The 23,939-nt window shown below is 47.5% G+C and carries 20 protein-coding genes; 15 read left to right on the top strand and 5 right to left on the bottom strand.

Features of this window, described 5'->3' with window-relative positions; all coding sequences use genetic code 11:
- Positions 1–67: 67 nt before the first annotated feature.
- Positions 68–1,102, top strand: coding sequence for a quinone-dependent dihydroorotate dehydrogenase (locus tag ACT6R0_RS03800; RefSeq protein WP_444651441.1), 1,035 nt, complete (start codon positions 68–70; stop codon positions 1,100–1,102).
- A gap of 190 nt (positions 1,103–1,292) precedes the next feature.
- Positions 1,293–2,156 (top strand): hydroxymethylglutaryl-CoA lyase, encoded by an 864-nt coding sequence (locus tag ACT6R0_RS03795; protein WP_444651439.1) that lies wholly within the window; start codon positions 1,293–1,295, stop codon positions 2,154–2,156.
- A gap of 163 nt (positions 2,157–2,319) precedes the next feature.
- Here the strand turns inward: ACT6R0_RS03795 and ACT6R0_RS03790 are convergent, their stop codons facing one another.
- A complete protein-coding gene (locus ACT6R0_RS03790) occupies positions 2,320–3,585 on the bottom strand; it encodes an aminotransferase class I/II-fold pyridoxal phosphate-dependent enzyme (RefSeq protein ID WP_444651438.1) in 1,266 nt (421 codons plus the stop codon).
- A 162-nt stretch (positions 3,586–3,747) separates the two neighbouring features.
- Here ACT6R0_RS03790 and ACT6R0_RS03785 point away from each other — a divergent pair, with 162 nt between their 5' ends.
- From ACT6R0_RS03785 to ACT6R0_RS03775, 3 genes are all read left to right on the top strand, one after another.
- Positions 3,748–4,332, top strand: a complete 585-nt coding sequence (locus tag ACT6R0_RS03785; RefSeq protein ID WP_444651437.1) for a non-canonical purine NTP diphosphatase — start codon at positions 3,748–3,750, stop codon at positions 4,330–4,332.
- Positions 4,333–4,687: 355 nt separating this feature from the next.
- Positions 4,688–6,517: a DEAD/DEAH box helicase gene (locus ACT6R0_RS03780; RefSeq protein WP_444651436.1), complete on the top strand. Its 1,830-nt coding sequence runs from the start codon at positions 4,688–4,690 to the stop codon at positions 6,515–6,517.
- 80 nt (positions 6,518–6,597) lie between these two features.
- The gene (locus tag ACT6R0_RS03775) at positions 6,598–7,368 is read left to right on the top strand and encodes a carboxypeptidase-like regulatory domain-containing protein (protein ID WP_444651434.1); all 771 of its coding nucleotides are present in this window, start codon (positions 6,598–6,600) and stop codon (positions 7,366–7,368) included.
- A gap of 318 nt (positions 7,369–7,686) precedes the next feature.
- Here ACT6R0_RS03775 and ACT6R0_RS03770 read toward each other — a convergent pair whose 3' ends face one another.
- On the bottom strand, positions 7,687–8,352 hold the full coding sequence (locus ACT6R0_RS03770) for a TrmH family RNA methyltransferase (RefSeq protein ID WP_444651432.1): 666 nt from the start codon (positions 8,350–8,352) through the stop codon (positions 7,687–7,689).
- Positions 8,353–8,407: 55 nt separating this feature from the next.
- Between ACT6R0_RS03770 and ACT6R0_RS03765 the strand changes: the two genes are divergently transcribed.
- From ACT6R0_RS03765 to ACT6R0_RS03730, 8 genes are all read left to right on the top strand, one after another.
- Entirely contained in the window at positions 8,408–8,938 is a 531-nt protein-coding gene (locus ACT6R0_RS03765; RefSeq protein WP_444651430.1) for an RNA polymerase sigma factor, read from the top strand.
- Entirely contained in the window at positions 8,938–9,720 is a 783-nt protein-coding gene (locus ACT6R0_RS03760; protein WP_444651428.1) for an anti-sigma factor, read from the top strand. The genes ACT6R0_RS03765 and ACT6R0_RS03760 overlap by 1 nt, the downstream gene beginning before the upstream one ends.
- Before the next feature lie 132 nt (positions 9,721–9,852).
- Positions 9,853–10,539, top strand: a complete 687-nt coding sequence (locus ACT6R0_RS03755; protein ID WP_444651426.1) for an SIR2 family NAD-dependent protein deacylase — start codon at positions 9,853–9,855, stop codon at positions 10,537–10,539.
- The gene (locus ACT6R0_RS03750; RefSeq protein WP_444667360.1) at positions 10,532–11,047 is read left to right on the top strand and encodes a hypothetical protein; all 516 of its coding nucleotides are present in this window, start codon (positions 10,532–10,534) and stop codon (positions 11,045–11,047) included. The genes ACT6R0_RS03755 and ACT6R0_RS03750 overlap by 8 nt, the downstream gene beginning before the upstream one ends.
- A gap of 79 nt (positions 11,048–11,126) precedes the next feature.
- Positions 11,127–12,479 (top strand): adenylosuccinate lyase, encoded by a 1,353-nt coding sequence (gene purB / locus ACT6R0_RS03745; protein ID WP_444651423.1) that lies wholly within the window; start codon positions 11,127–11,129, stop codon positions 12,477–12,479.
- A gap of 116 nt (positions 12,480–12,595) precedes the next feature.
- Positions 12,596–14,827 (top strand): cation:proton antiporter domain-containing protein, encoded by a 2,232-nt coding sequence (locus ACT6R0_RS03740; protein ID WP_444651421.1) that lies wholly within the window; start codon positions 12,596–12,598, stop codon positions 14,825–14,827.
- A gap of 23 nt (positions 14,828–14,850) precedes the next feature.
- Complete coding sequence (locus ACT6R0_RS03735; RefSeq protein WP_444651419.1) at positions 14,851–15,453, top strand: NAD(P)H-dependent oxidoreductase; 603 nt, start codon at positions 14,851–14,853, stop codon at positions 15,451–15,453.
- A gap of 2 nt (positions 15,454–15,455) precedes the next feature.
- Positions 15,456–17,345 carry a monovalent cation:proton antiporter-2 (CPA2) family protein gene (locus ACT6R0_RS03730; RefSeq protein WP_444651417.1) on the top strand — a complete coding sequence of 630 codons (1,890 nt, stop codon included), beginning with the start codon at positions 15,456–15,458 and terminating at the stop codon, positions 17,343–17,345.
- Positions 17,346–17,457: 112 nt separating this feature from the next.
- Here ACT6R0_RS03730 and ACT6R0_RS03725 read toward each other — a convergent pair whose 3' ends face one another.
- From ACT6R0_RS03725 to ACT6R0_RS03715, 3 genes are all read right to left on the bottom strand, one after another.
- Complete coding sequence (locus tag ACT6R0_RS03725; RefSeq protein WP_444651415.1) at positions 17,458–18,768, bottom strand: glycosyltransferase family 4 protein; 1,311 nt, start codon at positions 18,766–18,768, stop codon at positions 17,458–17,460.
- Positions 18,768–21,272 carry a YfhO family protein gene (locus ACT6R0_RS03720; protein WP_444651413.1) on the bottom strand — a complete coding sequence of 835 codons (2,505 nt, stop codon included), beginning with the start codon at positions 21,270–21,272 and terminating at the stop codon, positions 18,768–18,770. Before ACT6R0_RS03720 ends, ACT6R0_RS03725 begins: the two co-directional genes overlap by 1 nt.
- 124 nt (positions 21,273–21,396) lie before the next feature.
- The gene (locus ACT6R0_RS03715; protein WP_444651412.1) at positions 21,397–21,654 is read right to left on the bottom strand and encodes a DUF4834 domain-containing protein; all 258 of its coding nucleotides are present in this window, start codon (positions 21,652–21,654) and stop codon (positions 21,397–21,399) included.
- A 129-nt stretch (positions 21,655–21,783) separates the two neighbouring features.
- Here ACT6R0_RS03715 and ACT6R0_RS03710 point away from each other — a divergent pair, with 129 nt between their 5' ends.
- Both ACT6R0_RS03710 and ACT6R0_RS03705 read left to right on the top strand, forming a co-directional pair.
- Positions 21,784–22,791: a transporter gene (locus ACT6R0_RS03710; protein WP_444651410.1), complete on the top strand. Its 1,008-nt coding sequence runs from the start codon at positions 21,784–21,786 to the stop codon at positions 22,789–22,791.
- 3 nt (positions 22,792–22,794) lie between these two features.
- Complete coding sequence (locus ACT6R0_RS03705) at positions 22,795–23,913, top strand: GTP cyclohydrolase (RefSeq protein WP_444651408.1); 1,119 nt, start codon at positions 22,795–22,797, stop codon at positions 23,911–23,913.
- Positions 23,914–23,939: the final 26 nt, after the last annotated feature.

The raw sequence follows: 23,939 nt of genomic DNA, 5'->3' as shown, positions 1-23,939 counted from the left end.
GTTTTGCCCCATAAATTTTAAATGAAGCGCAGATAATCCTAAATTTGCACCCAACAACACAACTACAATGTACAAATCACTCATCAGGCCAATGCTTTTTCGATTCGACCCCGAAAAAGTGCACCACTTTACATTTTCGTCCATACGTTTCCTGAATAATATCCCGGGAATGCCATCGATCTTAAGATTGACTTACGAGGTATCCGACCCAAGGCTGGAGCGTGAGGTTTTTGGGCTCAGATTTAAAAACCCTGTAGGATTGGCCGCCGGGCTTGACAAGGATGCCAAGCTATACAAACAGCTCGCCGGGTTGGGATTTGGCTTTATCGAGATCGGTACGCTTACACCAAAGCCACAGGATGGAAACCCAAAAAAGCGCCTGTTCCGCTTGAAGGAAGACAGTGCCATCATCAACCGGATGGGCTTTAATAACGGGGGTGTAGAAGCAGCAGTAGAACGTCTCAAGAAAAATCCAAAAGGCAAAGGCCATGTACTTATCGGCGGAAATATCGGCAAGAACAAGGCTACCCCGAATGAAGATGCCGTAAAGGATTATGAAATATGCTTTGACGCGCTATATGATAACGTGGATTATTTCGTGGTGAACGTAAGTTCCCCTAACACGCCCAACCTGCGCGAACTACAAGACAAAGAGCCATTGACGAAGCTTCTGCAGACCTTACAGGATAAGAATAATGCAATGACAAAAGCGAAGCCGATACTCCTTAAGATTGCTCCCGACCTTACTGATGACCAGTTGCTGGACATTATCGACATCGTAAAAACGACGAAGATAGCAGGAGTTATTGCGACCAATACCACGATTTCGCGAGAAGGGCTGGTATCTGAAAACAAGTCGGAAATGGGTGGCCTCAGCGGAAAACCGTTGGCAAAGCGCTCTACCGAGGTTATCAGGTTCCTGTCTGAAAAAAGCAACAAGGCCTTCCCTATCATTGGTGTAGGCGGTATTCATACTGCCGACGATGCCATGGAAAAGCTGGAGGCCGGAGCAAGCCTTGTACAACTGTATACGGGCTTTATTTATGAAGGACCCGGATTGATAAAAGCAATTTGCAATAGGCTGTTAGTTTCAAAGTCATAAAGTCATAAAGTTATAAGATGGTAAAGTTGCAGAGTTTCAAAGTCCCAAAGTCCCGGAGTATTTAAAAAACTTTCCAACACTGAAACTTTGAAACTTTGAAACTTTGGAACTTTGGAACTTTGAAACTCTGAAACTTTTAAGAAGAAATCGATTTCGTAACCTGTCAATTATTCTTATATTTGGGCTTCTTATGGAGAAAGTCAAATTAATAGAATGCCCAAGGGATGCCATGCAGGGCATTAAGGCATTCATTCCCACCGAAAGGAAAGTAAGCTATATCCAGTCGCTGCTGCGGGTGGGTTTTGATACCATCGACTTTGGGAGCTTCGTATCACCCAAGGCTATACCGCAAATGCAGGATACGGCAGAGGTGCTCGCAAGCCTCGACCTTTCGGCTACCGAAAGCAAGCTCCTTGCCATCATTGCCAACACCAAAGGCGCTGAAGATGCCGCACAGCATGCGGCGATACGATACCTTGGCTATCCGTTCTCCATTTCAGAGAACTTCCAGATGCGCAATACGCACAAGACCATTGCAGAATCGCTTGTGACATTGCAGGAGATACTCAACATTGCTGATAAGTCGAATAAAGAAGTTGTAGCCTATCTCTCTATGGGATTCGGGAATCCGTACGGCGATGCGTGGAATGTAGAGATCGTGGGAGAATGGACCGAGAAATTGGCAGGTATGGGCGTAAAGATACTTTCCCTGTCAGATACCGTAGGAAGCTCAACACCCGATGTTATCGAATACCTGTTCTCTAACCTGATACCGAAATATCCCGCTATCGAGTTTGGCGCGCACCTGCACACAACGCCCGACAAATGGCACGAAAAAGTAGATGCGGCCTACAAAGCCGGCTGCCTCCGCTTTGACGGCGCGATCCAGGGCTTTGGCGGATGCCCAATGGCTAAGGATGACCTTACCGGGAATATGCCTACAGAAAAAATGCTGTCTTACTTTACCGCAGCCAAAGCCGACCACAACCTGCGCGCTATGAGTTTTGAGAGCGCATATAATGAGGCTACGAAACTATTTGGGGAGTATCATTAATTGGTTGTCGGTTGAGGGTTGTTAGTTGTCAACAATGACGAAAGCTAATTGCTAACTTCGATCGATAGCAATGGCAATTCTTCTCTGTTATAGATATCTGAAGTGAGTCCAAAAAAAAGCTGCCAGTTCCCTGACAGCTTCGCAATAATATTATAAAACCAGGCTACTCCGCATCAACATCTACTGTTGTAGCGGCAGCGATCTGCTTATAGGTCCCGTTCTCCAGTTTTTCGCGAATAGCTTCGTATGCGGCAAGCGTCTGGTTAATGTCTTCCAAGGTGTGGGTCGCCGTTGGGATCATCCTCAACAGGATAATGCCTTTCGGGATAACCGGGTATACTACTATCGAAAGGAAGATACTGTAATTCTCCCTCAGGTCATTCACCATCACCATCGCTTCGGGTATGCTGCCTTCAAGGTACACCGGCGTAACACATGTATTGGTATCGCCAATGTTGAAGCCCTTTTCTCTAAGGCCATTTTGCAGCGCGTTCACATTTTCCCAAAGCTTGTCTTTAAGCTCCGGCATGGTACGCAGCATGTCAAGGCGCTTTAGTGCGCCTTTTACCAATAGCATTGGCAATGACTTGGCGAACATCTGCGAACGCAGGTTGTATTTCAGGAAGTCGATCACGTCTTTATCAGCCGCAACGAACGCGCCTATGCTGGCCATCGATTTGGCAAATGTAGAAAAGTATACATCGATACCATCCTGGCAGTCTTGCTCCTCGCCTGCCCCGGCGCCTGTTTTACCAAGCGTACCAAAACCATGGGCGTCGTCTACCAACAGCCTGAAGTTGTATTTTTCCTTAAGTGCGACGATCTCTTTTAGTTTACCCTGCTGACCGCGCATCCCGAAAACACCCTCCGTGATCACAAGGATACCGCCGCCGGTCGTTTCGGCCATGTTGGTGGCACGCTCAAGGTTCTTTTCAAGGCTTTCTACGTCGTTGTGCTTATAGGTAAAGCGCTTGCCCATATGAAGGCGTACACCGTCGATAATACAAGCGTGTGAATCAACGTCATAAACTATAACATCATTTTTAGATACCAGCGCATCGATGGTAGAAACCATCCCCTGATAGCCGAAATTCAACAGGTAAGCCGATTCTTTTTGTACGAAGGAAGCCAGCTCCTGCTCCAACTGCTCGTGGAATGTAGTGTGGCCACTCATCATGCGCGCGCCCATTGGGTAGGCAGCGCCGTACTCGGCAGCAGCCTCGGCATCCACTTTACGCACTTCGGGATGGTTGGCCAGCCCAAGGTAGTCGTTGATGCTCCAGTTGAGCACTTCTTTGCCATGGAACATCATCCTGCTGGACAACGGCCCCTCCAGTTTAGGGAAAACATAGTAGCCTTCGGCCTGTGATGCCCATTTTCCAAGAGGGCCTTTATTCTTCTGTATCCTTTCAAAAAGATCTTTTACCATAATTCAAGTTTTGCGTTCTTTAAAAACGCACCAAAAATAGCTATTAAATATCGTTTGTCATAATTATTTTGAGCCAATATAAACAGAATGTTCCGGCATTTTTAAGTTCAGGAGAAAATAGTATTTTTATGGCGATAATATACCAAAACCAAAAATTACGCCATGAAGATCGTTTTTGCATCCAACAACAAGAATAAGATAGTTGAGATAAAGCACCAACTGCCCGAGGACATTGAACTGCTTAGCCTTGAGGATATCGGCTGCCATGAGGACATTCCTGAAACCGCCGATACCATAGAAGGCAACGCCATTTTAAAGGCTGATTACGTGACCCAAAATTATGGCTTCGATTGTTTTGCCGACGATACCGGACTGGAGGTCAACGCGCTGAACGGTGCTCCGGGCGTCTATTCTGCAAGGTATGCCGGCGAACAGAAAAATGCCGGTGACAACATGCACCGCCTGCTTTTGGAACTGGGCAATAACCCTGACCGGAGCGCTCGTTTCAAAACGGTTATAGCATTAAACCTAAAGGGGCATCAGCATTTATTTACAGGAACGGTTGAAGGTGCCATCACTTACGAGAAAGCAGGAGAAAAAGGCTTTGGCTATGACCCGTTATTTAAACCCGAAGGCCTTGATGTGACCTTCGCCGAAATGACACTGGATGAAAAATCGCAAATGAGCCACAGAGGCAGGGCTGTAAAGCAGCTGATCGAATTTTTGAGATCTGAATTTCAGCAGTAAACTTCATCATTGTATTATGAGCTATCGGCGGGCACGAGTGAAGTTCGCGTGAGGGATGGAAGCGGCCTGCCGTAGTTTACGGAGGCAGATACAGCGAACAGCCCGACGCATAACGCAGTGGAGCGACACGCCCAAAACAAATCAGACAATGTAGGATTAGCCGCTTGTTTTTAAGTTCATTTTTATGACAAAAACCTATTCATCTGACATCGTTAGGGTATAGTGCGTACACCACCGGATTTATCAAAAAACTTAACTTTCTGATTTTCAATTTATTTTATTAAAATAAAACTACGGGCTTTATTAGATTATCTCGCTAATTAGCAGTACTTTTGCGGCAATTTTAAAATTATACATGAATAAATTCGAACAATTAGGATTGAATGAATCGCTTCTGAAGGCGATAAACGATCTAGGATTTGAAAATCCGTCAGAAGTACAGGAAAAGGCGATTCCCCTATTATTAGAAAAAGACACAGACATTGTAGCGCTAGCGCAAACGGGGACAGGGAAAACAGCAGCATTCGGTTTTCCGCTTATCCAAAAGATAAACCCTGACAACAGGGCTACACAGGCACTTATACTTTCACCCACACGTGAACTTTGCCTGCAGATCACTAACGAGATCAAGCTGTATTCCAAATACGTAAAAGGCCTGAACACTGTGGCTGTATACGGAGGAGCCAGCATTACTGAGCAAGCCAGAGACATAAAGCGTGGCGCACAGGTTATCGTAGCTACACCCGGAAGGATGCAGGACATGATCAACCGTGGGCTGGTAGACATTTCGAAGATCGATTTCTGTATCCTCGATGAGGCAGATGAGATGCTGAACATGGGCTTTTACGATGATATCGTAAACATCCTTTCAACTTCGCCGGACGACAAGAGCACATGGCTTTTCTCGGCTACCATGCCGCAGGAAGTTGCCCGCATAGCTAAGGAATTCATGCGCAAGCCGCTTGAGATCACCGTAGGCCACAAGAACTCGGGTTCTTCTACAGTATCGCATGAGTTTTACCTTGTAAATGCACGCGACCGTTATGAGGCACTGAAGCGTTTGGCTGATAGCAACCCGGATATTTTCTCGGTTATCTTCTGCCGTACCAAAAGGGATACGCAGGCGGTTGCCGAAAAGCTTATTGAGGACGGATACAACGCAGCTGCACTGCACGGCGATCTTAGCCAGGCACAGCGTGACGGTGTAATGAAATCGTTCCGGGGCAGGCAGATACAGATGCTTGTGGCGACCGACGTTGCAGCAAGGGGTATCGACGTAGATAGCATTACACACGTAGTGAACTACCAGCTTCCCGATGAGATCGAGACCTATAACCACCGAAGCGGACGTACAGGCCGTGCCGGAAAACTGGGTACATCTATCGTGATCATCACTAAAAGTGAATTGCGTAAGATCGCTGCTATTGAGAGGATCATCAAGCAGAAATTCGAAGAGAAGACCATCCCTTCAGGCATGGAGATCTGTGAGATACAGCTGTTCCACCTTGCCAACAGGATAAAGGATGTAGAGGTTGACCACGAGATCGACTCCTACCTTCCTGCCATCTATGAGGTGATGAAGGACCTTACCAAAGAGGAGCTTATCAAGAAAATGGTATCGGTTGAATTCAACCGTTTCATTAATTACTATAAAAAGAACAGGGACCTGTCCACACAAAAGGCAGGCGCTGACAGAAGGGACAGCTCAGCTTCGAACGAAGGCGGAAGCGGGAACGGCGCTACACGTTACTTTGTGAACATCGGGTCGAGGGATAACTTTGACTGGATGAGCCTGAAGGATTTCCTTCGCGATACCCTTGGCCTAGGCCGTGACGACGTGTTCAAGGTGGATGTTAAAGAAGGCTTCTCTTTCTTTAATACCGATGCTGAACACTCCAACATTGTTCTTGAGACACTGAACAGCATGCACCTTGAAGGCCGCAGGCTGAATGTGGAGATCTCCAAGAACGATGGGCGCGATACCAATGGCGGACGCAGGGACCATAACGGACGCAGCGGAGGCGGATTTAACCGTGGTGGTGACCGCAGTACCGACCGCAATTCGAGGAACGAGCGCCGTGGCGATTCGTTTGGCGGAGGCAGGAGCGGTGCAAGGACGCAAAGCGCACCCCGCAGGGGCGGCAGCGATGCACCTTCCGGATCAAGGAAGCCAAGAAGGAGCTAAACTAAAATAATTTCGGTTTACTACATACTAACTGCAAAATATCCCGTTTGTTTATTACTTTTACAACATATAAACAGCCGATGAGATATTTTGCAGTTTTTTTATTTTCACTCTTCAGCCTGTTGGCCCACGCGCAGGACCAAAAAACCGAGACCGTATCAGGTACCATCATTGTAGATGATACAAGGGAGCCGGTTTCAGGTGTCAATATCATCAACATTAATAAGGTAAAGGGTACCACTACCGATGCTAAAGGTAATTTTACCATTGAGGCTGTGGCAAATGACACCCTGCACATATCCTACATCGGGTTCCAGTCCATCAAGGTACGTGTGACGAACGACTGGATCAAATTCAAGACCGTTGCCAAGATCCCCATCACCGAGCGTGCCTACACCCTCGAAGAAGTGATCATAGACAAATACCACCTTACCGGCTACCTCCCTATCGACTCCAAGCTCATCCCGATAAAAGAAAGCTACCGCTACAACATTGCAGGGCTTTCGCAGGGCTACGAAGGAGGCCAGCACTCCCCTAACGCTTTTAAGCGCGTGCTCAGCACCATGCTGAACCCTGCCGACCTGCTCAACAACCTTTTTGGCAAAAAAGGCAACGAGATGCGGCGCCTGCGCGAAATGAAAAAGGACGATACCGTACGGAATGCCCTCGCCTCAAAATTTGACCGGGAGACCCTGGCAGCCCTGCTCGGCGTAACCAAGAACGACATTGCCGAGATCCTGGAGCACTGCAACTATTCAACCGACTTCATCAATACTGCTAACGACCTCCAGATCATGGATGCGATAAGCGGGTGCTATGAGGAATATAAGGTGATGCACAGGAGTAAGTAGGTTTTTTTTGGTTTATTTGTGGATGGGGTTATTTTTTTATTCGTTTTTGGTTGATGGTTTACTGTTGTCGCCACCGTCGTTGCGAGGAAGTATGACGAAGCAATCTTTCTTGTCATTTCGACCGCAGCTTGCGGAGCGGAGAAATCTCAACAATAATATTTCGCACCTCTTCCACCAATTTATATCAGATTAAAGACGAGGGTTGGATCGTGGTTCCAAAGTTAGGCTACTTAAGTCTTTACTACTTGGAAGATTGCTTCGTCGTGCCTCTTCGCAATGACAGTACGCAGGAAAATTCCTATATAGTAATATTGTCACTCATTGCCCACTAACGTACCTCCCCTTCACAAACTCAATATCCTTGATCGTCTTTTCCGCCCAGTCGATGCGCTTTTCCAGCATTTCGGCTTCATTAAGGTGCCATTCCACATCCGAGTGCCGCAACCTGTGCGTGAGGTTTTGGATGATAATGGCAGCCGATGACGATATGTTGAGGCTTTCGGTAAAGCCCACTATCGGGATCTTGAGAAAGCCGTCGGCCTGCTTTAAAACCTCTTCGGACAATCCGAGCCTTTCCGTCCCGAAAAACAGCGCCGACTTTTGTGTGACGTCAAAATCCTCAAGCATGCAGGAATCCTCATGGGGCGAGGTAGCAATGATCTTATAGCCCTGCTCCTTGAGCCTGGCGATACAGGCCGTAACCGAGCTATACCGGTGCACATCAACCCATTTTTCAGCACCCAGGGCAATTTCCTTGTCGATCGTCTTGCCGTACTTCTCCTCCACCACATGCAGGTCCTGTATCCCGAAAACCTCACACGTTCGCATTACAGCGCTTGTGTTGTGCAGCTGGAACAAGTCCTCCACAGCCACGGTAAAATGGCGTGTACGGCGGCTGAGCACATCGCGGAAACGCCCGGCACGGCCTTCACTTATAAATCCTTCGAGGTAATTAAGATAATCGGTATCTGTTGTATTTTTCATAAAAGGCGAATATGTTAAAAAATTCTTCCTACATTTAGGCTACCAAACACAAAACATGACACAGGAAGAATTACTGGAGCAAATCTACAAAAAAGACGGGAGGGCATTTACCCTGCTGTACGACATGTATTCCAAGAGCCTTTATGGCATTATATTCAACATACTCAGGGACAAGGAAGAAAGCGAAGATGTTTTACAGGAAGTTTTTGTAAAGATCTGGAAGAACATCGATTCCTACAATACTACAAAAGGCCGCTTTTTTACCTGGATACTCAACATAGCCCGCAATTCGTCCATCGACAGGTTACGCTCTAAAGGCCATAATAACAGCCTTAAAAACCTGTCTGCCGACAACTTCGTACATATACTCGACAATAACCACACCGCGGCAAGCAAGATAGATGCGATAGGCATTCGTGATTTCGTCAGGAAGCTAAAGCCGAAATGCATACGCCTCATCGACCTGCTGTTCTTTAAAGGCTATACCCAGCAGGAAGCTTCAGAAGAGCTCGAATTGCCATTAGGCACGATAAAAACGCAGAACCGCAGCTGCATAAAAGATCTAAGGACACTATTGCAAGTATAATGGATACAAGGGAATACATAGAATCAGGCATACTGGAACTGTACGTTTTCGGGCGGCTTTCTGATGAAGAAATGCGCGACGTGAACCAAATGGCCGAAGAACACGCCGAAGTGCGCGACGAGATCGTGTCCATCGAGAAAGCGGTGATCAGCCTTTCGTATAGCTTTGCACCATATCTGTCGGCGGAGAATTACGACCGTATACGCCGGCAGCTTATAGAAAAACACGGTGGCGTTGTGCCTATCAGGGCGAAAACCAACACCGCGGCCTGGATCGGATGGGCAGCGGCGATCCTGCTCATGTTCGGCCTTGCCTACCAGTATTACGAATACAACGAAGTGACAAAAGAAGTGCAAGCCGTGACCAAAGAGCGTGGCAAATTCGAACAGATGGTAGCAGCCCTTGAAACCAAAAATAGCGAGAATGAAAAGGCACTTGCCGTGATACGCGACAAATTCAGTACCGTTGTACCGCTTGAAGGACAGGCCGCAGCACCTGAAGCGTATGCTAAAGTATACGTAAACCCGAACAAGAAGGAGATCTACGTGGATATTGCCGGACTGCCCGAAGCTCCGGCAGGCAAGGTATACCAGGTTTGGGCACTTAAGTTAGACCCGCTTACCCCAACGAGCATCGGCGTACTTGATACTACCGCTAAAACCAACGGCATACTACAGGTGGATAATTTCGACCAGGCCGAGGCTTTTGGTATCACACTTGAACCTGAAGGCGGAAGTGCCACCCCTACTCTGGAGCAGCTGTATGCTTTAGGGAAGGTATAATTCTACGGGATATGAAGAAAATGTCACATTGAGCGCAGTCGAAATGCGGCATTTTCGTATTATTGCTTCTCGACTGCGCTCGAAGTGACAATTGATTTAAATTAAATTCCGTATATAGTTCCGACCCAAAAAATGAAAAAGAAGCTAGTAGTACTTTCAGGTGCCGGCGTAAGTGCCGAAAGTGGCATAAAAACCTTTCGCGATGCGGGTGGGCTGTGGGAAGGCCACGACGTTATGGAAGTCGCCTCACCTGAGGGTTTCCGTAAAAACCCTACCCTTGTTTTAGATTTTTATAATCAAAGGCGCAGGCAGCTATTCGATGTTCAGCCCAACAAGGCCCACACCATCATAGCCGGACTTGAAAACGAGTTTGACGTCGCCGTAATTACCCAAAATGTTGACGACCTGCATGAACGCGCCGGAAGCACCAATGTACTCCACCTGCACGGTGAACTCCTCAAAGCACGCAGCGTTAACAGCTACGACTCCTTTGAATGGACAACAGATATTAATTTAGGCGACCTGCATACCGATGGCTACCAGCTGCGTCCGCATATCGTATGGTTTGGCGAAGCTGTGCCCGCTATTGAAGAGGCCATTGGGATTGTACAACAGGCGGATTACGTAATCGTAATAGGCACTTCCCTACAGGTCTACCCCGCAGCCGGCCTTATGGATTACGCAAAACCGAATGTTCCTATTTATTATGTTGACCCAAATCCTGCAAGTATTCCCTACATGAAAAAACCTGTAGAGGTAATTGCAAAAATGGGGAGTGAGGGGATGGAGATTGTTTGGGAAAAGTTGAAAAATGCGTAGCCGTTCAGATATCGCTTTTATGGATATTGATGATAAATGGTCACTGAAACCTGAGTATATCCTGTATTTGGACCATTTTGATGGTTTCACCTTGAGGCTTTGGAATTATGATTTGGTAATCGACAGTCAGTTTCGTTATAGTATTGTATTTGGCTCGTTTGCACTTAGCATTGCAAAGCAGCAAGTAAGAACATTTGTTGAACTTGAAGGTGTTATCCCCGAAAATCTGGTTGCTGCAATAAATACATTTCGGGAAAGCAATGTTCAGCCCATTATACGAACACCTGATCCGGGAATCTATCAGGCCGAAGATGGAAGCTCCAATTCATATCTTATAGCAACCATTAATGGTACATTAAATGGCGGTTTTACAACAGTAGTTAATAATGAGATGCAGTTTGTAAACGATACTGAAAGGCACTTGTATGCACTGCATACGATACTTGGCAATTGGCTTGAGGTTGTACTGAGCGAAGCGGAAACCCAGGAAAATTTGCGGAATTCGTAAAATTCGTGGCAAAACGCTTCTTTTAATATTCACCCCAAAACCCTATATTTGCGGTTCATTCCATTACAACACAACAACAATGCAGCAATTATCTGAACTGAACGCCATTTCCCCAATAGATGGGAGGTACCGTGGCAAAACCGCATCACTATCCCGTTATTTTTCCGAAGAAGCCCTCATACGCTACCGTGTGCTTGTCGAGGTGGAATATTTCATTGCCCTGTGCGAGCTTCCACTCCCGCAGCTTTCAGGTGTGGACAATGAACTGTTCGGGCAGCTGAGGGACATTTACAAGAACTTTACCGCGGACGATGCACAGCAGATCAAGGAAATTGAAAAAACCACGAACCACGATGTTAAGGCCGTGGAATATTTCATTAAGGCGGCTTTTGACAAACTCGGGCTTGATGCTTACAAAGAGTTCATCCACTTTGGGCTTACGTCACAGGACATCAATAACACCGCCATACCGCTTTCTACCAAAGAAGCCTTTGAGGACGTCTACCTGCCGTCGCTTATTGCGGTTATCGCAAAGCTGAAGGAACTGAGCGTGGAGTGGGCCAACGTACCCATGCTGGCACGCACCCACGGGCAGCCCGCCTCACCTACCCGCCTGGGCAAGGAAATAGGCGTATTCGTGGAACGTTTGGAGGAGCAGATGCGTTTGCTGTTCAATATACCGTTCGCGGCTAAATTTGGCGGGGCAACGGGCAACTTTAACGCGCACTTTGTGGCCTACCCAAAAACCGACTGGAGGCAGTTCGGTAATGATTTCGTTGAAGGCACGCTGGGAATGAAGCATTCCTTTCCTACCACGCAGATCGAGCATTACGATCACTTTGCCGCCTTCTTCGATTCCTTGAAACGCATTAATACCATTATCATCGACCTGGACAGGGATATCTGGACTTATGTGTCAATGGATTATTTTAAGCAAAAGATAAAAGCAGGTGAGATAGGCTCATCGGCCATGCCGCACAAGGTGAACCCTATAGACTTTGAAAACTCCGAAGGCAACCTTGGCATCGCCAACGCTATTTTTGAGCACCTTTCGGCCAAGCTGCCGTTATCAAGATTGCAGCGCGACCTTACCGACAGCACCGTACTACGCAATATAGGCGTACCCATGGGACATACGCTCATATCATTTGAAGCTACTTTAAAAGGCCTGAACAAGCTGCTGCTGAATGCCGACAAGTTTGCCGAAGACCTCGAAAAGAACTGGGCTGTGGTTGCAGAAGCCCTCCAAACCATATTACGCCGCGAGGGCTACCCGAACCCGTATGAGGCATTAAAAGACCTTACACGTACAAATACGGTCATTGATAAAAATGCGATACATAATTTTATTGGAGGTTTGAACGTCAATGATAGTATCAGGCAGGAACTGATGCAGATAACCCCCGCAAATTACCTGGGGATACAGCCATAGGCAAAAGATATAACTGTTAAATCCTGTTTAAATTTCCCTGACCCGCTTTGCGAGTTTTTCCTACACCGGAAAATTTTTCTATATTGCAGGGAATGGAAATTTAGACAGGATCTTTTATGACCGAAGCAACTGCCACCGCCGCGGAAACCGGCCATCATCTGTATCCATTGATAGGAGATCTGGGCCTCATCCTTATGACAGCAGGGGTCGCCGTACTTTTATTTAAGAAAATAAGGCAGCCGCTGGTTTTGGGGTACCTGATAGCAGGATTCCTTGCAGGGCCATATTTCGAGTTTTTCCCATCGGTAAAGGATAAGCACAACGTAGAGGTATGGGCCGAGATAGGCGTTATCATACTACTGTTCAGCCTTGGGCTTGAGTTCAGCTTCAAGAAGCTGATGCGTGTGGGAGGGTCGGCATCGGTCACGGCCATTGTACAAATAACCAGCATGATCGGGTTGGGTTATCTTACAGGGCAGCTCATGGGCTGGTCCCAAATGGACAGCATTTTCCTCGGGGCGATACTTTCCATATCATCCACCACGATCATAATACGGGCATTTGAAGAAGCAGGCGTAAAAACACAGAAGTTCGCCGGCATTGTTTTTGGCGCGCTCATCATTGAGGATATTGTGGCCATATTGCTGTTGGTATTGCTCACGACCATATCGGTAAGCCAGCAGTTCTCCGGGATGGAATTGCTCGGATCGGCATTCAAGCTGGTATTTTTCCTGATACTCTGGTTCGTGGGTGGCATCTTCTTTGTTCCTACGCTGTTTAAAAAGCTAAGCAAGCTCCTCAACGAAGAGACCACGCTCATCCTTTCGCTAGCCATGTGCCTTATGATGGTGATACTTGCCGAAAAGGCCGGTTTCTCCCCTGCGCTTGGCGCTTTCATAATGGGTTCGATCATTGCTGAAACGACTAAGGCCGAACGTATCGAGCATTTGGTAAAGCCTGTAAAGGACCTCTTCGGGGCAGTGTTCTTTGTATCGGTCGGGATGCTCATCAACCCCGAAACACTGGTCGAATACTGGTTTCCTGTGCTTATAATAACATTGGTGACCATTGTGGGCAAAACACTTTCTACTACTCTGGGGGCCATCCTTTCAGGGCAGCCGCTCAAGCAGTCGGTACAGGCCGGGATGAGCCTCGCGCAGATCGGAGAATTCTCGTTCATCATCGCAACACTGGGCATGACACTGGGTGTGACGAGCGAATTCCTATATCCTATCATCGTAGCCATATCGGCCATTACTACCTTTACCACACCGTTTTTTATCAAGTCTTCGGGTCAGTTTTATGATATCCTGCAAAAAATACTGCCCAACAGGCTGCTGAAGTGGATCGAGAATTACAGCTACAGTACGCAAACCATACAATCGGCCAGCGACTGGAAGATCTTCATTAAGGCCAATGTTACGCAGATCCTGCTGCATTCGGTCATCATCGTTGGGGTCATAGTACTATCGTCAAAATTCATATTCCCCGTTTCAGAGGCATCTCACATCAATAAAATACTGGTATCGTGCGGCATAATCCTGCTCCTGTCGCCATTCCTGTGGGCGCTGGCGCTGCGCAGGGTCGCGGTCACTGCCATGGACCATATCCGCAGGGACCGAAAGTACAAAGGGCCGGTAACGCTCATCCTCGTGCTTAGGGTGTGCCTTGCACTATTCTACATCGGGCTGCTGCTCAACAATTTCTTTTCGCCGATGGTGGCAATGGGCGCGCTGGCAGTATTGGTCGCGGGTGGTTTCCTGTTCCCTTCGCGGATGCGCAGGTACTACTACTACCTCGAGAACCATTTCATGAATAACTTTAACAGCCGCGAGATACACCAGCGGATCAAGAACCGGAGTGAGCTTACCCCATGGGACGGTCACATGGCGGTATTTGAAGTACCCCAGGAATCATCGATCGCGGGCAAAACGCTGTATGAGCTGCATTTGAGGGAAGACCTCGGGATCAATATCGCGATCATCAAACGGGGTGAAAAAACTATCAATGTCCCCCCGCGTACCGAAAAGATATTTCCGAACGACACATTATACGTTATAGGAAGCGATGAACAGGTAGTGGCATTTGAAAAGTATCTTGAAGCTACCCGCCAGCAGGACGATACCGGCAACACTGAAGTTGTGCTGAAAAAGATATCCCTGGGCAGCAGCGGGTTCATAGGCAAAAGCATAAGGGAGGCACAACTCCGGGAACGCACCAACGGCCTTGTGGTAGGTATTGAGCGCGGCAATGAACGCATCATGAACCCCGAGTCGGAGATGGTGCTGAAACGCAATGATGTATTATGGCTTGTAGGCGATAAAAAATTATTGGAGAATTTGTTTTAACTTCACAATGAAATAAAGCCTCAATGCCAAATAAGATACTTATCATTTTTGCCCACCCCCTGTTCGAAAAATCGAATGCTAACAAGGCATTGGTAAGCAGCATCCCTAATTCAGGGAACATTACTTTCCACGACCTGTACCAGGAGTACCCTGAGTTCGATGTGGACATGAAGCGTGAGCAGGAATTGCTTTACGATCATGACATCATCATCTGGCACCACCCCATGTACTGGTACAGCTGCCCTCCGCTGCTCAAGCAATGGATCGATATTGTACTGGAACACGGCTGGGCATACGGCAAGGACGGCTATGCGCTAAAGGGCAAACTGCTCCTGCAGGCAGTGACCACCGGGGGCAAAAAGGAAAATTACTCTCCCACAGGCCGTGACCGCTTTACCATACCCGAATTGCTGGAACCTTTTTGCCAGACTGCCAAAGTATGCAATATGCACTACCTCCCGCCTTTCGTAGTGCACGGTACGCACTCTATGGATGAGGAAGGCTATGAGAAAAATGCCCGTTTATATGCCCGTGTGCTGGAATACCTTGAAAGCAACGTGATCGACCCTGAAGAACTCGCAGCTTTTCACTACTTTAACGACTGGTTTAAAACTAAAACAACCTAACTATGGACGGCTTTTTTTTCCAGGCGATAATATACCTTACGGCCGCAGTGGTTTGCGTGCCGGTTGCCAAAAAATTCGGCCTTAGCTCCATATTGGGCTATTTGTTCGCGGGCATAATCATTGGGCCGCACGTACTGGGATTGATCGGAGAGGAAGGCCAGGACATCATGCACTTTGCCGAGTTTGGCGTAGTCATGATGCTGTTCCTCATAGGCCTTGAACTCGACCCGCAAAAGTTTTGGCGCATGCGAAAATTTATCATGGGTATGGGCTCTCTGCAAATGGTGGGTACGACCGTAGTGCTTTTCATTGCCTGTTCATTCGTACTGCGCTGGGAGTGGCGGCCTACATTGGTCATCTCCCTTGCACTTGCGTTATCATCTACTGCCATTGTGATGCAGACGCTTAAGGAAAAAGGGCTGACAAAGACATCTATGGGGCGGTCGTCGTTCGCTGTATTGCTTTTCCAGGACATCGCTGTGATCCCCATCATGGCCATACTGCCGCTATTGGGCAGCGGGGGCATCATAAAGAATGAGATCACACAATCGCTTATCTCCGACCTTGACGGATGGCTTCAGACACTTATTGTTTTCGGTACGATAATAATGGTGTACGTATTCGGTAAATTCGTCATAGTGCCGCTATTGCACGTAGTGGCAAAAACAAGGTTGCAGGAACTATTTACAGCATCTGCCCTGCTATTGGTCATGGGTGTATCATTCGTCATGCAGATCGTGGGCCTAAGTCCGGCACTTGGGGCGTTCATGGCAGGGCTGGTACTGGCAAACAGCGAATTCCGTCATGAACTGGAGGGCGACATTGCCCCGTTCAAAGGGTTGCTGCTGGGGCTGTTCTTCATCGGTGTGGGCGCATCCATAGACTTCCAGCTCATCATGGCCGACCCGGCGTTCATCATCATCTTTTGTACCATCATCAACATCATCAAGTTCTTTGTGCTCATTATAGTAGGGAAGATCTATAAAAAAAGCTCCGACCAAAACCTCCTGTTCGCGTTCGCGCTTAGCCAGGCAGGGGAATTCGGATTCGTGATCCTCGGCTTTGCCACACAGTTGCACCTGCTTACCCTTGACCTGTCCAACCAAATGATGGCTGTTATCGCCATGAGTATGATAGGGACACCGTTCCTGCTGCTCATCAACGAGCGGTGGATCGACCCGTTCTTTGGTGTAAAAGAGAAGCAGCCTAAAAAGAAGTATGATACCATCGAGGAACATAATGATGTGGTCATCGCGGGATTTGGGAATTTTGGCAGCACCATTGTGCGCCTGCTGAAAACCAATGGCATACCGGCCACTGTACTGGACATGGACAGTGACCGGGTGGAGTCGCTTCGTAAAATGGGCTTTAAGGTATACTATGGCGATGCCTCAAGGCTGGAACTGCTGAAGGCAGCCGGATGCGAAAATGCCAAGCTTTTCATTGCCGCGATAGATAACCCCCAGGTAAACCTGCAGGTGGTGGAACTGATAAAGAAACACTTTCCTAACCTAAAGGTACTGGCACGCGCCCGCAACCGTACTGATGCATTTGAGCTGGTCGACATGGGTGTAAATAATTTTTACCGCGAAAACCTGTACAGTGCGGTACATCTTGGGGTAGACGCATTGGTAGAGCTTGGGCAAAGGCGCTACACCGCAACCAGGCAGGGACAGCGCTTTATGAAATATGACGAGCAGTCCATACTCAGGCTGGCGAAGAAAAGGCACGATAAAAAAGCTTTTCTTATGACCGCCAAGGAAGAGATAGAATTACAGGAACAACTGCTTAAAAGCGACCTGTATGCCCAACTTGGCGCTACCGACCATGCCTGGGAAAGCGCCGACCTGAGGCGTGAGGCCGAAGGGGATGGCAATAGTAAAGAGGATTGATGATCTGATGTTTTAGTTCCCTTACGGCTTTTATTATGAGCGACGTGCAACGGATCGCGGCGATTTGCCGGCAGGCAACTCCTTGAAATGATATAAAATAACATTTGAGGAACTACAACACCTTAACCAACTCTCCTGTAAGGTTTTTACGTGAATATTGCTGCAAACCGATGGGATGCGAACGTAATGTGCCTTTTTGGTATTCTTCAAAATATCCGAATAGTATTTGCTTCAGCTTTTCCTTTTCAGAATAAGTAAGGAACACGCCTGTATTGGTCGATCTGATGATGGCAGCAAAGTCGGCCCCCTCCGGCCCTATCGCAACGATCGGCCTTTCAGATACCATGTATTCAAATAATTTCCCGGGGATGATACACTGTGTATCAGGACTGTCAATCTCAACAAGTAACAGCACCTGCGACTTTCGCTGCTCTACTATCGCGGTCTCGTGCGGCACATACCCGAGGCTGTTCACATAGCCATCGAGCCCGGCTTCAGATATGGAACGCAGTACCTCCTGGCTTACCGCACCGATCAGCTTCAGTTGGAATGCATCGCGGAAAGCTTCATTCTCCCTTATCAATTCTGCAAGAGCCTCCCACAATATGTTCGGGTTGCGCTCAGAGAGGAATGAGCCAATATGTGCCAACGTAAATTTTTCGTCCAATGGCTGCTTCTGAACCTTCTCCACATCGTAACCGTTGGTAATAACATGGATAGGCTTTTGCGTAAGCGCTTCAAATTCCTTTTTGGTGGTAGGGCTTGTCACTATCACGGCATCCGCCGAAGTGAGCACCTGCTTTTCGAGTGCCTTGTGCTTTGCTTCCGCGGAGGCGGAAAGCTTAAGTTCCTTATGGTAGCCAATGGTCGTCCAGGGATCGCGGAAATCGGCCAGCCATTTTATTGAAAGCTTTTCCTGCAGGCGCAGGCCAATTAAATGCAGGCTATGCGGTGGACCTGTCGTGATGATGGTATCGATGCCATTCTCCTGAACGTATTTGGATAGATAGGCCACTGATGGTTTTACCCACAGCACACGTGCATCGGGTATGAACAGGTTGCCCCGCACCCACAGCAGCATCCGCTGGATGAGTGACTGCTTTTTATTATTTGGGATGATACCCGAACTTATCTTTTTTGTACTGCCTTTAGAGAACATCGAAGCCCAGGCATACGGCTCGGTGATCTTTTGCCTGATAATGGTAACGTCCGGCCTCACTTCTGCCAGCAGGCCTTCATCCAATAACGGATAAGTAGGGTTTTCGGGGATGTATACCACGGGTTCCACACCATACTCCGGCAAGTACTTAACGAACTTAAGCCAGCGCTGTACGCCCGGCCCACCCGCAGGCGGCCAATAGTACGTTATGATGAGGAGCTTACGCCCCCTAAACCCCTGAGGGGGAATTCCAATAGCATCCATTATTCAGGGTACTTAACCTCACCTTTGGGGGCCAGGGGGCTGTGTTTTCTTGTTTCAAGATAGATTCCGCCAGCCAATAGCAACAGCATTCCTATAAAGCTGAACAGCGCTATCCTGCTGCCTGTCTGTACCACCTGCGGCTCGAATTTGAACTCGATACTATGTTTACCCGCAGGCACGTTCATGGCACGGAGCACATAATCGGCACGGAAATGCGGTGCAGGCTTACCATCGATAAAGGCATTCCAACCATCGGCATAATACATTTCAGAGAATACAGCAAGACCTTCGTTAGTATTGTTGGTACTATATTTCAGGTAGTTCGGCTTCTCTGATACAAGTTTTATAGTTGCTGTACTGTCTGCTGCGAACGTCGTTTTTTTAACGGCATCAGCAAATTGCGTTTTATTGATCACAGCTACTTCCCTGGAGTTTATTTGTTTAAGCGACTGCAATTCGCCATCGGCATTATCCACTGCCTTGACCGAACTTACGAACCATGCCGGGCCATTGGCGAACGGATTGGCAACAGGCACTTCGCCCTCCTCATTGGCAGGAAGCAGTACATATTTTACGTTCAGCATGTCAAGTACCGGTACACGCCTGGAGAACGCCATGCTTTGCTGGTCGATAGAGCCTACGATATTACTGATACCCGGCTCTACAATATAGTTGAACAATTGCTCGAACCTGCGCGGCCTTACAGCGCTGTACCCGCCTACTGCCTTGTGGAAGTAGGACGTGCGGCCCTGGAGCCTGCCCTGGAAGCTGTACACCCTGTAATTGGTGGTATCCCTGAGTATATATTCGTCCGCGGGAGTTGGGTCAAATGGCGCGTCTACCTGGCTGGCGCTCTTAAAATTCTCTTTGTTCACATAATTCCTGTCGATGAAAAATAGGTCGGACACGATCAGGAGCCCCACAACGACCACAGCAATGGTATTGGATATTTTCCCTTTGATGTACAGCCACAAACCGGCGGCCGCCAAAAGGATGAATATGCCAGAGCGCATCAGGTCGGCCGAATACATATCCTTCCGCTGCTGTATCAGCGCATCGATAAAGCCCGGCATCTTACCGAACATTTCGTCATAGCGTGCGTCGTTGAGCCCGGAAAAACTGAACTGCCCTTTTATCAGGAACAGGAACACTATCGTTCCCATAGCTATGGCAGCCGAGATCCAGAGAGCTTTCCATTGCTGTGCCTTTTCTGTCTTAAAGAACGCCTGCAGACCCATGAACGCCAGTACCGGCATGCATAGTTCCAGTATCACCTGAATGGATGAAACTGCCCTGAACTTATCGTAGAACGGTATGTTATAAATAAAGAAGTCTGTTAGCACCGGGAAATTCTTGCCCCAGGAAAGCAGCAATGATACTACTGCCCCGGCAAGAAATGCATACTTAAGTTTTCGGTTATCGATCACAAGGCAAAGTATCGCCAAAAAGAAAATGATGGCCCCTATGTAAGCGGGAGCCTCCACGATAGGCTGTTCGCCCCAGTAGGTAGGCATGCTTTGCACGAACTGCTCGGCCTGTACGGGTTCGGCGCCAAGGCCAAGCACATATTCGTACATGTGCGAGTCTTTACCGAGGTCTTCCCCATTACCACCGCCAAAAAGCCTTGGTGCAATGAGGTTGAAGCTCTCTGCCTTACCATAGCTGTATTCCGTAATGTAATCATACTCCATTGACGAATCAGTAGTATTTTTACTGCCGTCAGGATTGGTCGTAAGCTCGCTCTTGCCCCTTATACTCGCGTTCGCATATTCAGATGTTGCCATTAGGTTGGTGGCATTCGCCCCAAGCGCCAATAATCCGGCAACGGCAAACACGGCCGCCGAAATGCCAAGGTGCTTGTACTCTTTGCTTTTAATAACGTGGACCGGATAATAAATGTAGATAACCAGCAACAACAGCAATAAATAATATGTCATCTGGAAGTGGTTGGCATTGATCTCGAGCGCCGCGGCAAGCATGGTGAGCAGCCCCCCGATAATGTATTCGCGCCTGAAGACAAGCAATACACCGGCAACAACCATTGGCATGTAGGCTATGGCATGGGCTTTGGCGTTATGCCCGACCCCCAGGATGATAACAAGATAAGTAGAAAGCCCGAAAGCCAGTGCTCCGAAAAATGCCTTGAGAGGGTTCATTTTCAGCGTACAGAGCAATATGTAGAAGCCAAGGAAATACACGAACATATAGTCGGCAGGGCGCGGCAGGAAGCGTATGGCGCTATCCAGCTGCTTGATGTAGTTGTGCGGGTAGTTGGCGCCCATTTGGTAGGTAGGCATGCCGCCAAAAGCGCTATTGGTCCAGTACGGCTCTTCGCCCGTCAGTTTGCGGAAATCGTTCTGTTCCTTTGCCATGCCGGTATATTGTACAATATCCGACTGGTAGATCTTCTTACCCTGAAGTACAGGATAAAAGTAGATGAGCGAAACAGCTATAAATCCGATGATCGCCAGCAAATGCGGGTAGATCCTATTGATGTTCTTCATAAAAAGCGTAGTTTGTAAAACGCCGTGAAGATACTTATTTTCCTGAAAACACCTGCCACAATGGCGCAATTAATGCGGCGCGGGCAATAAAAAACCCCTCATGGTCAGGGGCAGTATGCTTTGGCTATTCAATTTCTTCGAAGTCAATGTATTCGCCTACCTTTTTCTTTTCGCGTGGTTTTCCGGATGGGTAAGGATCGGGCTGCTGCTGGTATTGCTGCTGCATATTTTGCTGTTGCTCATGAAAATTTTTCCCTGCCTTTTTAACTACCTGCTGTATAAGTACAGGCGCCAATAACCTGAATGCTATCCTGATAGCATAATATATCATTATCAATATCGCTATCGTCTTGAGGAAGCCTGTGAAAGATGCCGTATCCATAAATCTTAAACTTTTACCAAAATTAAATGATTTGTTGCTGAAAATTGAATTGTTGGCTCTTAAAATAATAATAATTATACTACTTTTGAAGAACCCTAAAATATCTGTCCAATAAACGAGCCAAACAACATGACTGCCATAAGAAAATTTTTCGTGCTGGTCTCGGCCTTCGCTACTACCGCGGCAACAGCACAGTATACGGATGAGATCAACAGCAACAGGCCCGGCAAATCGATGTCGGCATTTGCGGTAGGCGAGACCGTATTGCAGTTTGAGACCGGTATCTATGGAATATACGAAGAGCATGATGTGCTGAATTATAAAGCAAAGGGTGTTGGCCTCGACGCACAGATACGCTACGGTGCCTTTATGGAGGAACTGGAACTCATTGCCGACCTGCAATACCAGTTCGATGCTTACACCAACGCGCTGGAGACCACTATGCGTAACGATTTCAGGCAGATAACCATAGGCGCGAAGTATATGTTCTTTGACCCGGATAAAAATTATAAGCCAAAAATAAACCTGCTCAGCTGGAAAGCCAACCACAAATGGAGGTGGCGCAACCTAATACCTGCATTGGGAGGCTATGCGGGTGTGAACCTGATAGGTAAAAACAATCCCTACAGCTTTCCTACCGACGGATTAAGCCCTAAAGCAGCACTGATAACCCACAACCATTTTGGGAAATGGGTTTGGATCAACAACATCATAGCAGACAAAATCACCACCGACTATCCGAGTTATGGCATAATATCTACCGTAACACGCGGTTTTAATGCCAAATGGTCAGGCTTTATAGAATTTCAGGGCTATAAAAGCGACTGGTATGCCGATGGCGTGTTGCGTACCGGTGCTGCCTACCTGTTAAACCCGATGATGCAGTTTGACGCGTCGATAAGCGGTAACTTTAAAAACACACCTCTCATAGCCTATGGAGGCGTGGGCTTTTCATGGCGCTTTGATGCCGATTACAGGGATATTTTGCTTCCGGGCAAAGGCGAGCGCGAAGACGAGCTGAAGAAGGAGCAGGACAAGAAGAATAAAGATAAAGAAAAGAAACGCGAAGAGCGCAGGAATAAACGCCGTGATGCGGTGACACCCGAACCGGAACCTGCACCCGACGGAGGAAAATAAGCCATGATCACAATTAAAGAAGCTACGACCAAAAAGGATCTCCGGGATTTTGTGAAATTCCCTTTTACGCTCTATAAGGATAATCCGTACTGGATACCGCCACTCATAAACGATGAGCTTGAAAGTTTCGACAAAGATAAAAACCCTGCCTTTGAAAATGCCGAGGCAAAATTTTATCTGGCGTACAAGGAGGGTAAGATAGCGGGGAAAGTAGCCGCCATCATCAATTTGGAAGAAGTGAACAACCAGGGCAAGAAGAAAGTTCGCTTTGGGTGGTTCGACTTCATTGACGACATTGATGTAACGAAGGCACTGCTTGAAAAAGTATATGAATTCGGACGTGAACATAATATGGAGTATGCCGAGGGGCCGCTGGGCTTTTCGAACCTCGATAAAGTCGGTGTGCTTACTGAGGGCTTTGACCAAATGGGTACCATGATCACGTGGTACAATCACCCTTACTACAAGGACCACCTTGAGAAGCTGGGCTATGTAATGGAAAAAGAGTACCGCGAGAGCATCTTTCCATTTAGTAATGTAGACCCTGCGCCTTTTATAAAAGCCAGCGCCCTGATAAAAAAAAGGTATGGGCTGAAGTCCCTGAATTTCAAGTCACCAAAAGACGTTATGCCGTATGTGGACAGGATGTTCGACCTTTTCAACGAATCGTATGAAAAGCTTTCCTCTTTCGTTGCCATATCTGATGTACAAAAGGCTTATTTTAAGAAGAAATATGTTGGCCTCATTAACCCAGACTACATTAAATTCATTGAAGATGAAAACGGCAGGCTGGTAGCGTTCAGTATAGTGATGCCTTCATTTTCTGAAGCTCTTAAAAAGGCTAACGGCAGCCTGTTCCCTTTTGGCTTCATTCATTTGCTCAAAGCGAAAAAAAGCAGCAAAGACGTTGTTTTTTACCTTATAGGGGTACTGCCTGAATACCAGAATAAAGGTGTTACCGCAATTATTTTTGAGGAATACTACGAAACATTCACAAAGTACGGTATACAAAACTGCATCCGTACCCCTGAGCTTGAGGACAACTACGCGATGCACAACCTGTGGAAGAATTTCAACCCTGTTGTAAACAAGCGCAGAAGGACATATCGAAAAGATCTGTGATGTTTTGCCTGATCAAACTAAATTTG

Source organism: Flavobacterium sp. (genome assembly GCF_052437795.1).
GTDB lineage: Bacteria > Bacteroidota > Bacteroidia > Flavobacteriales > Flavobacteriaceae > Flavobacterium.
This window is presented reverse-complemented; position numbering and strand designations above follow the sequence as displayed.

What these genes read in the sequence shown, in the direction of transcription:
- ACT6R0_RS03800 (WP_444651441.1), top strand. Translation starts at nt 68, where the DNA reads ATGTACAAATCACTCATCAGGCCAATGCTTTTTCGATTCGACCCCGAA.
- ACT6R0_RS03795 (WP_444651439.1), top strand. Translation starts at nt 1,293, where the DNA reads ATGGAGAAAGTCAAATTAATAGAATGCCCAAGGGATGCCATGCAGGGC.
- ACT6R0_RS03790 (WP_444651438.1), bottom strand. Translation starts at nt 3,585, where the DNA reads ATGGTAAAAGATCTTTTTGAAAGGATACAGAAGAATAAAGGCCCTCTT.
- ACT6R0_RS03785 (WP_444651437.1), top strand. Translation starts at nt 3,748, where the DNA reads ATGAAGATCGTTTTTGCATCCAACAACAAGAATAAGATAGTTGAGATA.
- ACT6R0_RS03780 (WP_444651436.1), top strand. Translation starts at nt 4,688, where the DNA reads ATGAATAAATTCGAACAATTAGGATTGAATGAATCGCTTCTGAAGGCG.
- ACT6R0_RS03775 (WP_444651434.1), top strand. Translation starts at nt 6,598, where the DNA reads ATGAGATATTTTGCAGTTTTTTTATTTTCACTCTTCAGCCTGTTGGCC.
- ACT6R0_RS03770 (WP_444651432.1), bottom strand. Translation starts at nt 8,352, where the DNA reads ATGAAAAATACAACAGATACCGATTATCTTAATTACCTCGAAGGATTT.
- ACT6R0_RS03765 (WP_444651430.1), top strand. Translation starts at nt 8,408, where the DNA reads ATGACACAGGAAGAATTACTGGAGCAAATCTACAAAAAAGACGGGAGG.
- ACT6R0_RS03760 (WP_444651428.1), top strand. Translation starts at nt 8,938, where the DNA reads ATGGATACAAGGGAATACATAGAATCAGGCATACTGGAACTGTACGTT.
- ACT6R0_RS03755 (WP_444651426.1), top strand. Translation starts at nt 9,853, where the DNA reads ATGAAAAAGAAGCTAGTAGTACTTTCAGGTGCCGGCGTAAGTGCCGAA.
- ACT6R0_RS03750 (WP_444667360.1), top strand. Translation starts at nt 10,532, where the DNA reads ATGCGTAGCCGTTCAGATATCGCTTTTATGGATATTGATGATAAATGG.
- purB (WP_444651423.1), top strand. Translation starts at nt 11,127, where the DNA reads ATGCAGCAATTATCTGAACTGAACGCCATTTCCCCAATAGATGGGAGG.
- ACT6R0_RS03740 (WP_444651421.1), top strand. Translation starts at nt 12,596, where the DNA reads ATGACCGAAGCAACTGCCACCGCCGCGGAAACCGGCCATCATCTGTAT.
- ACT6R0_RS03735 (WP_444651419.1), top strand. Translation starts at nt 14,851, where the DNA reads ATGCCAAATAAGATACTTATCATTTTTGCCCACCCCCTGTTCGAAAAA.
- ACT6R0_RS03730 (WP_444651417.1), top strand. Translation starts at nt 15,456, where the DNA reads ATGGACGGCTTTTTTTTCCAGGCGATAATATACCTTACGGCCGCAGTG.
- ACT6R0_RS03725 (WP_444651415.1), bottom strand. Translation starts at nt 18,768, where the DNA reads ATGGATGCTATTGGAATTCCCCCTCAGGGGTTTAGGGGGCGTAAGCTC.
- ACT6R0_RS03720 (WP_444651413.1), bottom strand. Translation starts at nt 21,272, where the DNA reads ATGAAGAACATCAATAGGATCTACCCGCATTTGCTGGCGATCATCGGA.
- ACT6R0_RS03715 (WP_444651412.1), bottom strand. Translation starts at nt 21,654, where the DNA reads ATGGATACGGCATCTTTCACAGGCTTCCTCAAGACGATAGCGATATTG.
- ACT6R0_RS03710 (WP_444651410.1), top strand. Translation starts at nt 21,784, where the DNA reads ATGACTGCCATAAGAAAATTTTTCGTGCTGGTCTCGGCCTTCGCTACT.
- ACT6R0_RS03705 (WP_444651408.1), top strand. Translation starts at nt 22,795, where the DNA reads ATGATCACAATTAAAGAAGCTACGACCAAAAAGGATCTCCGGGATTTT.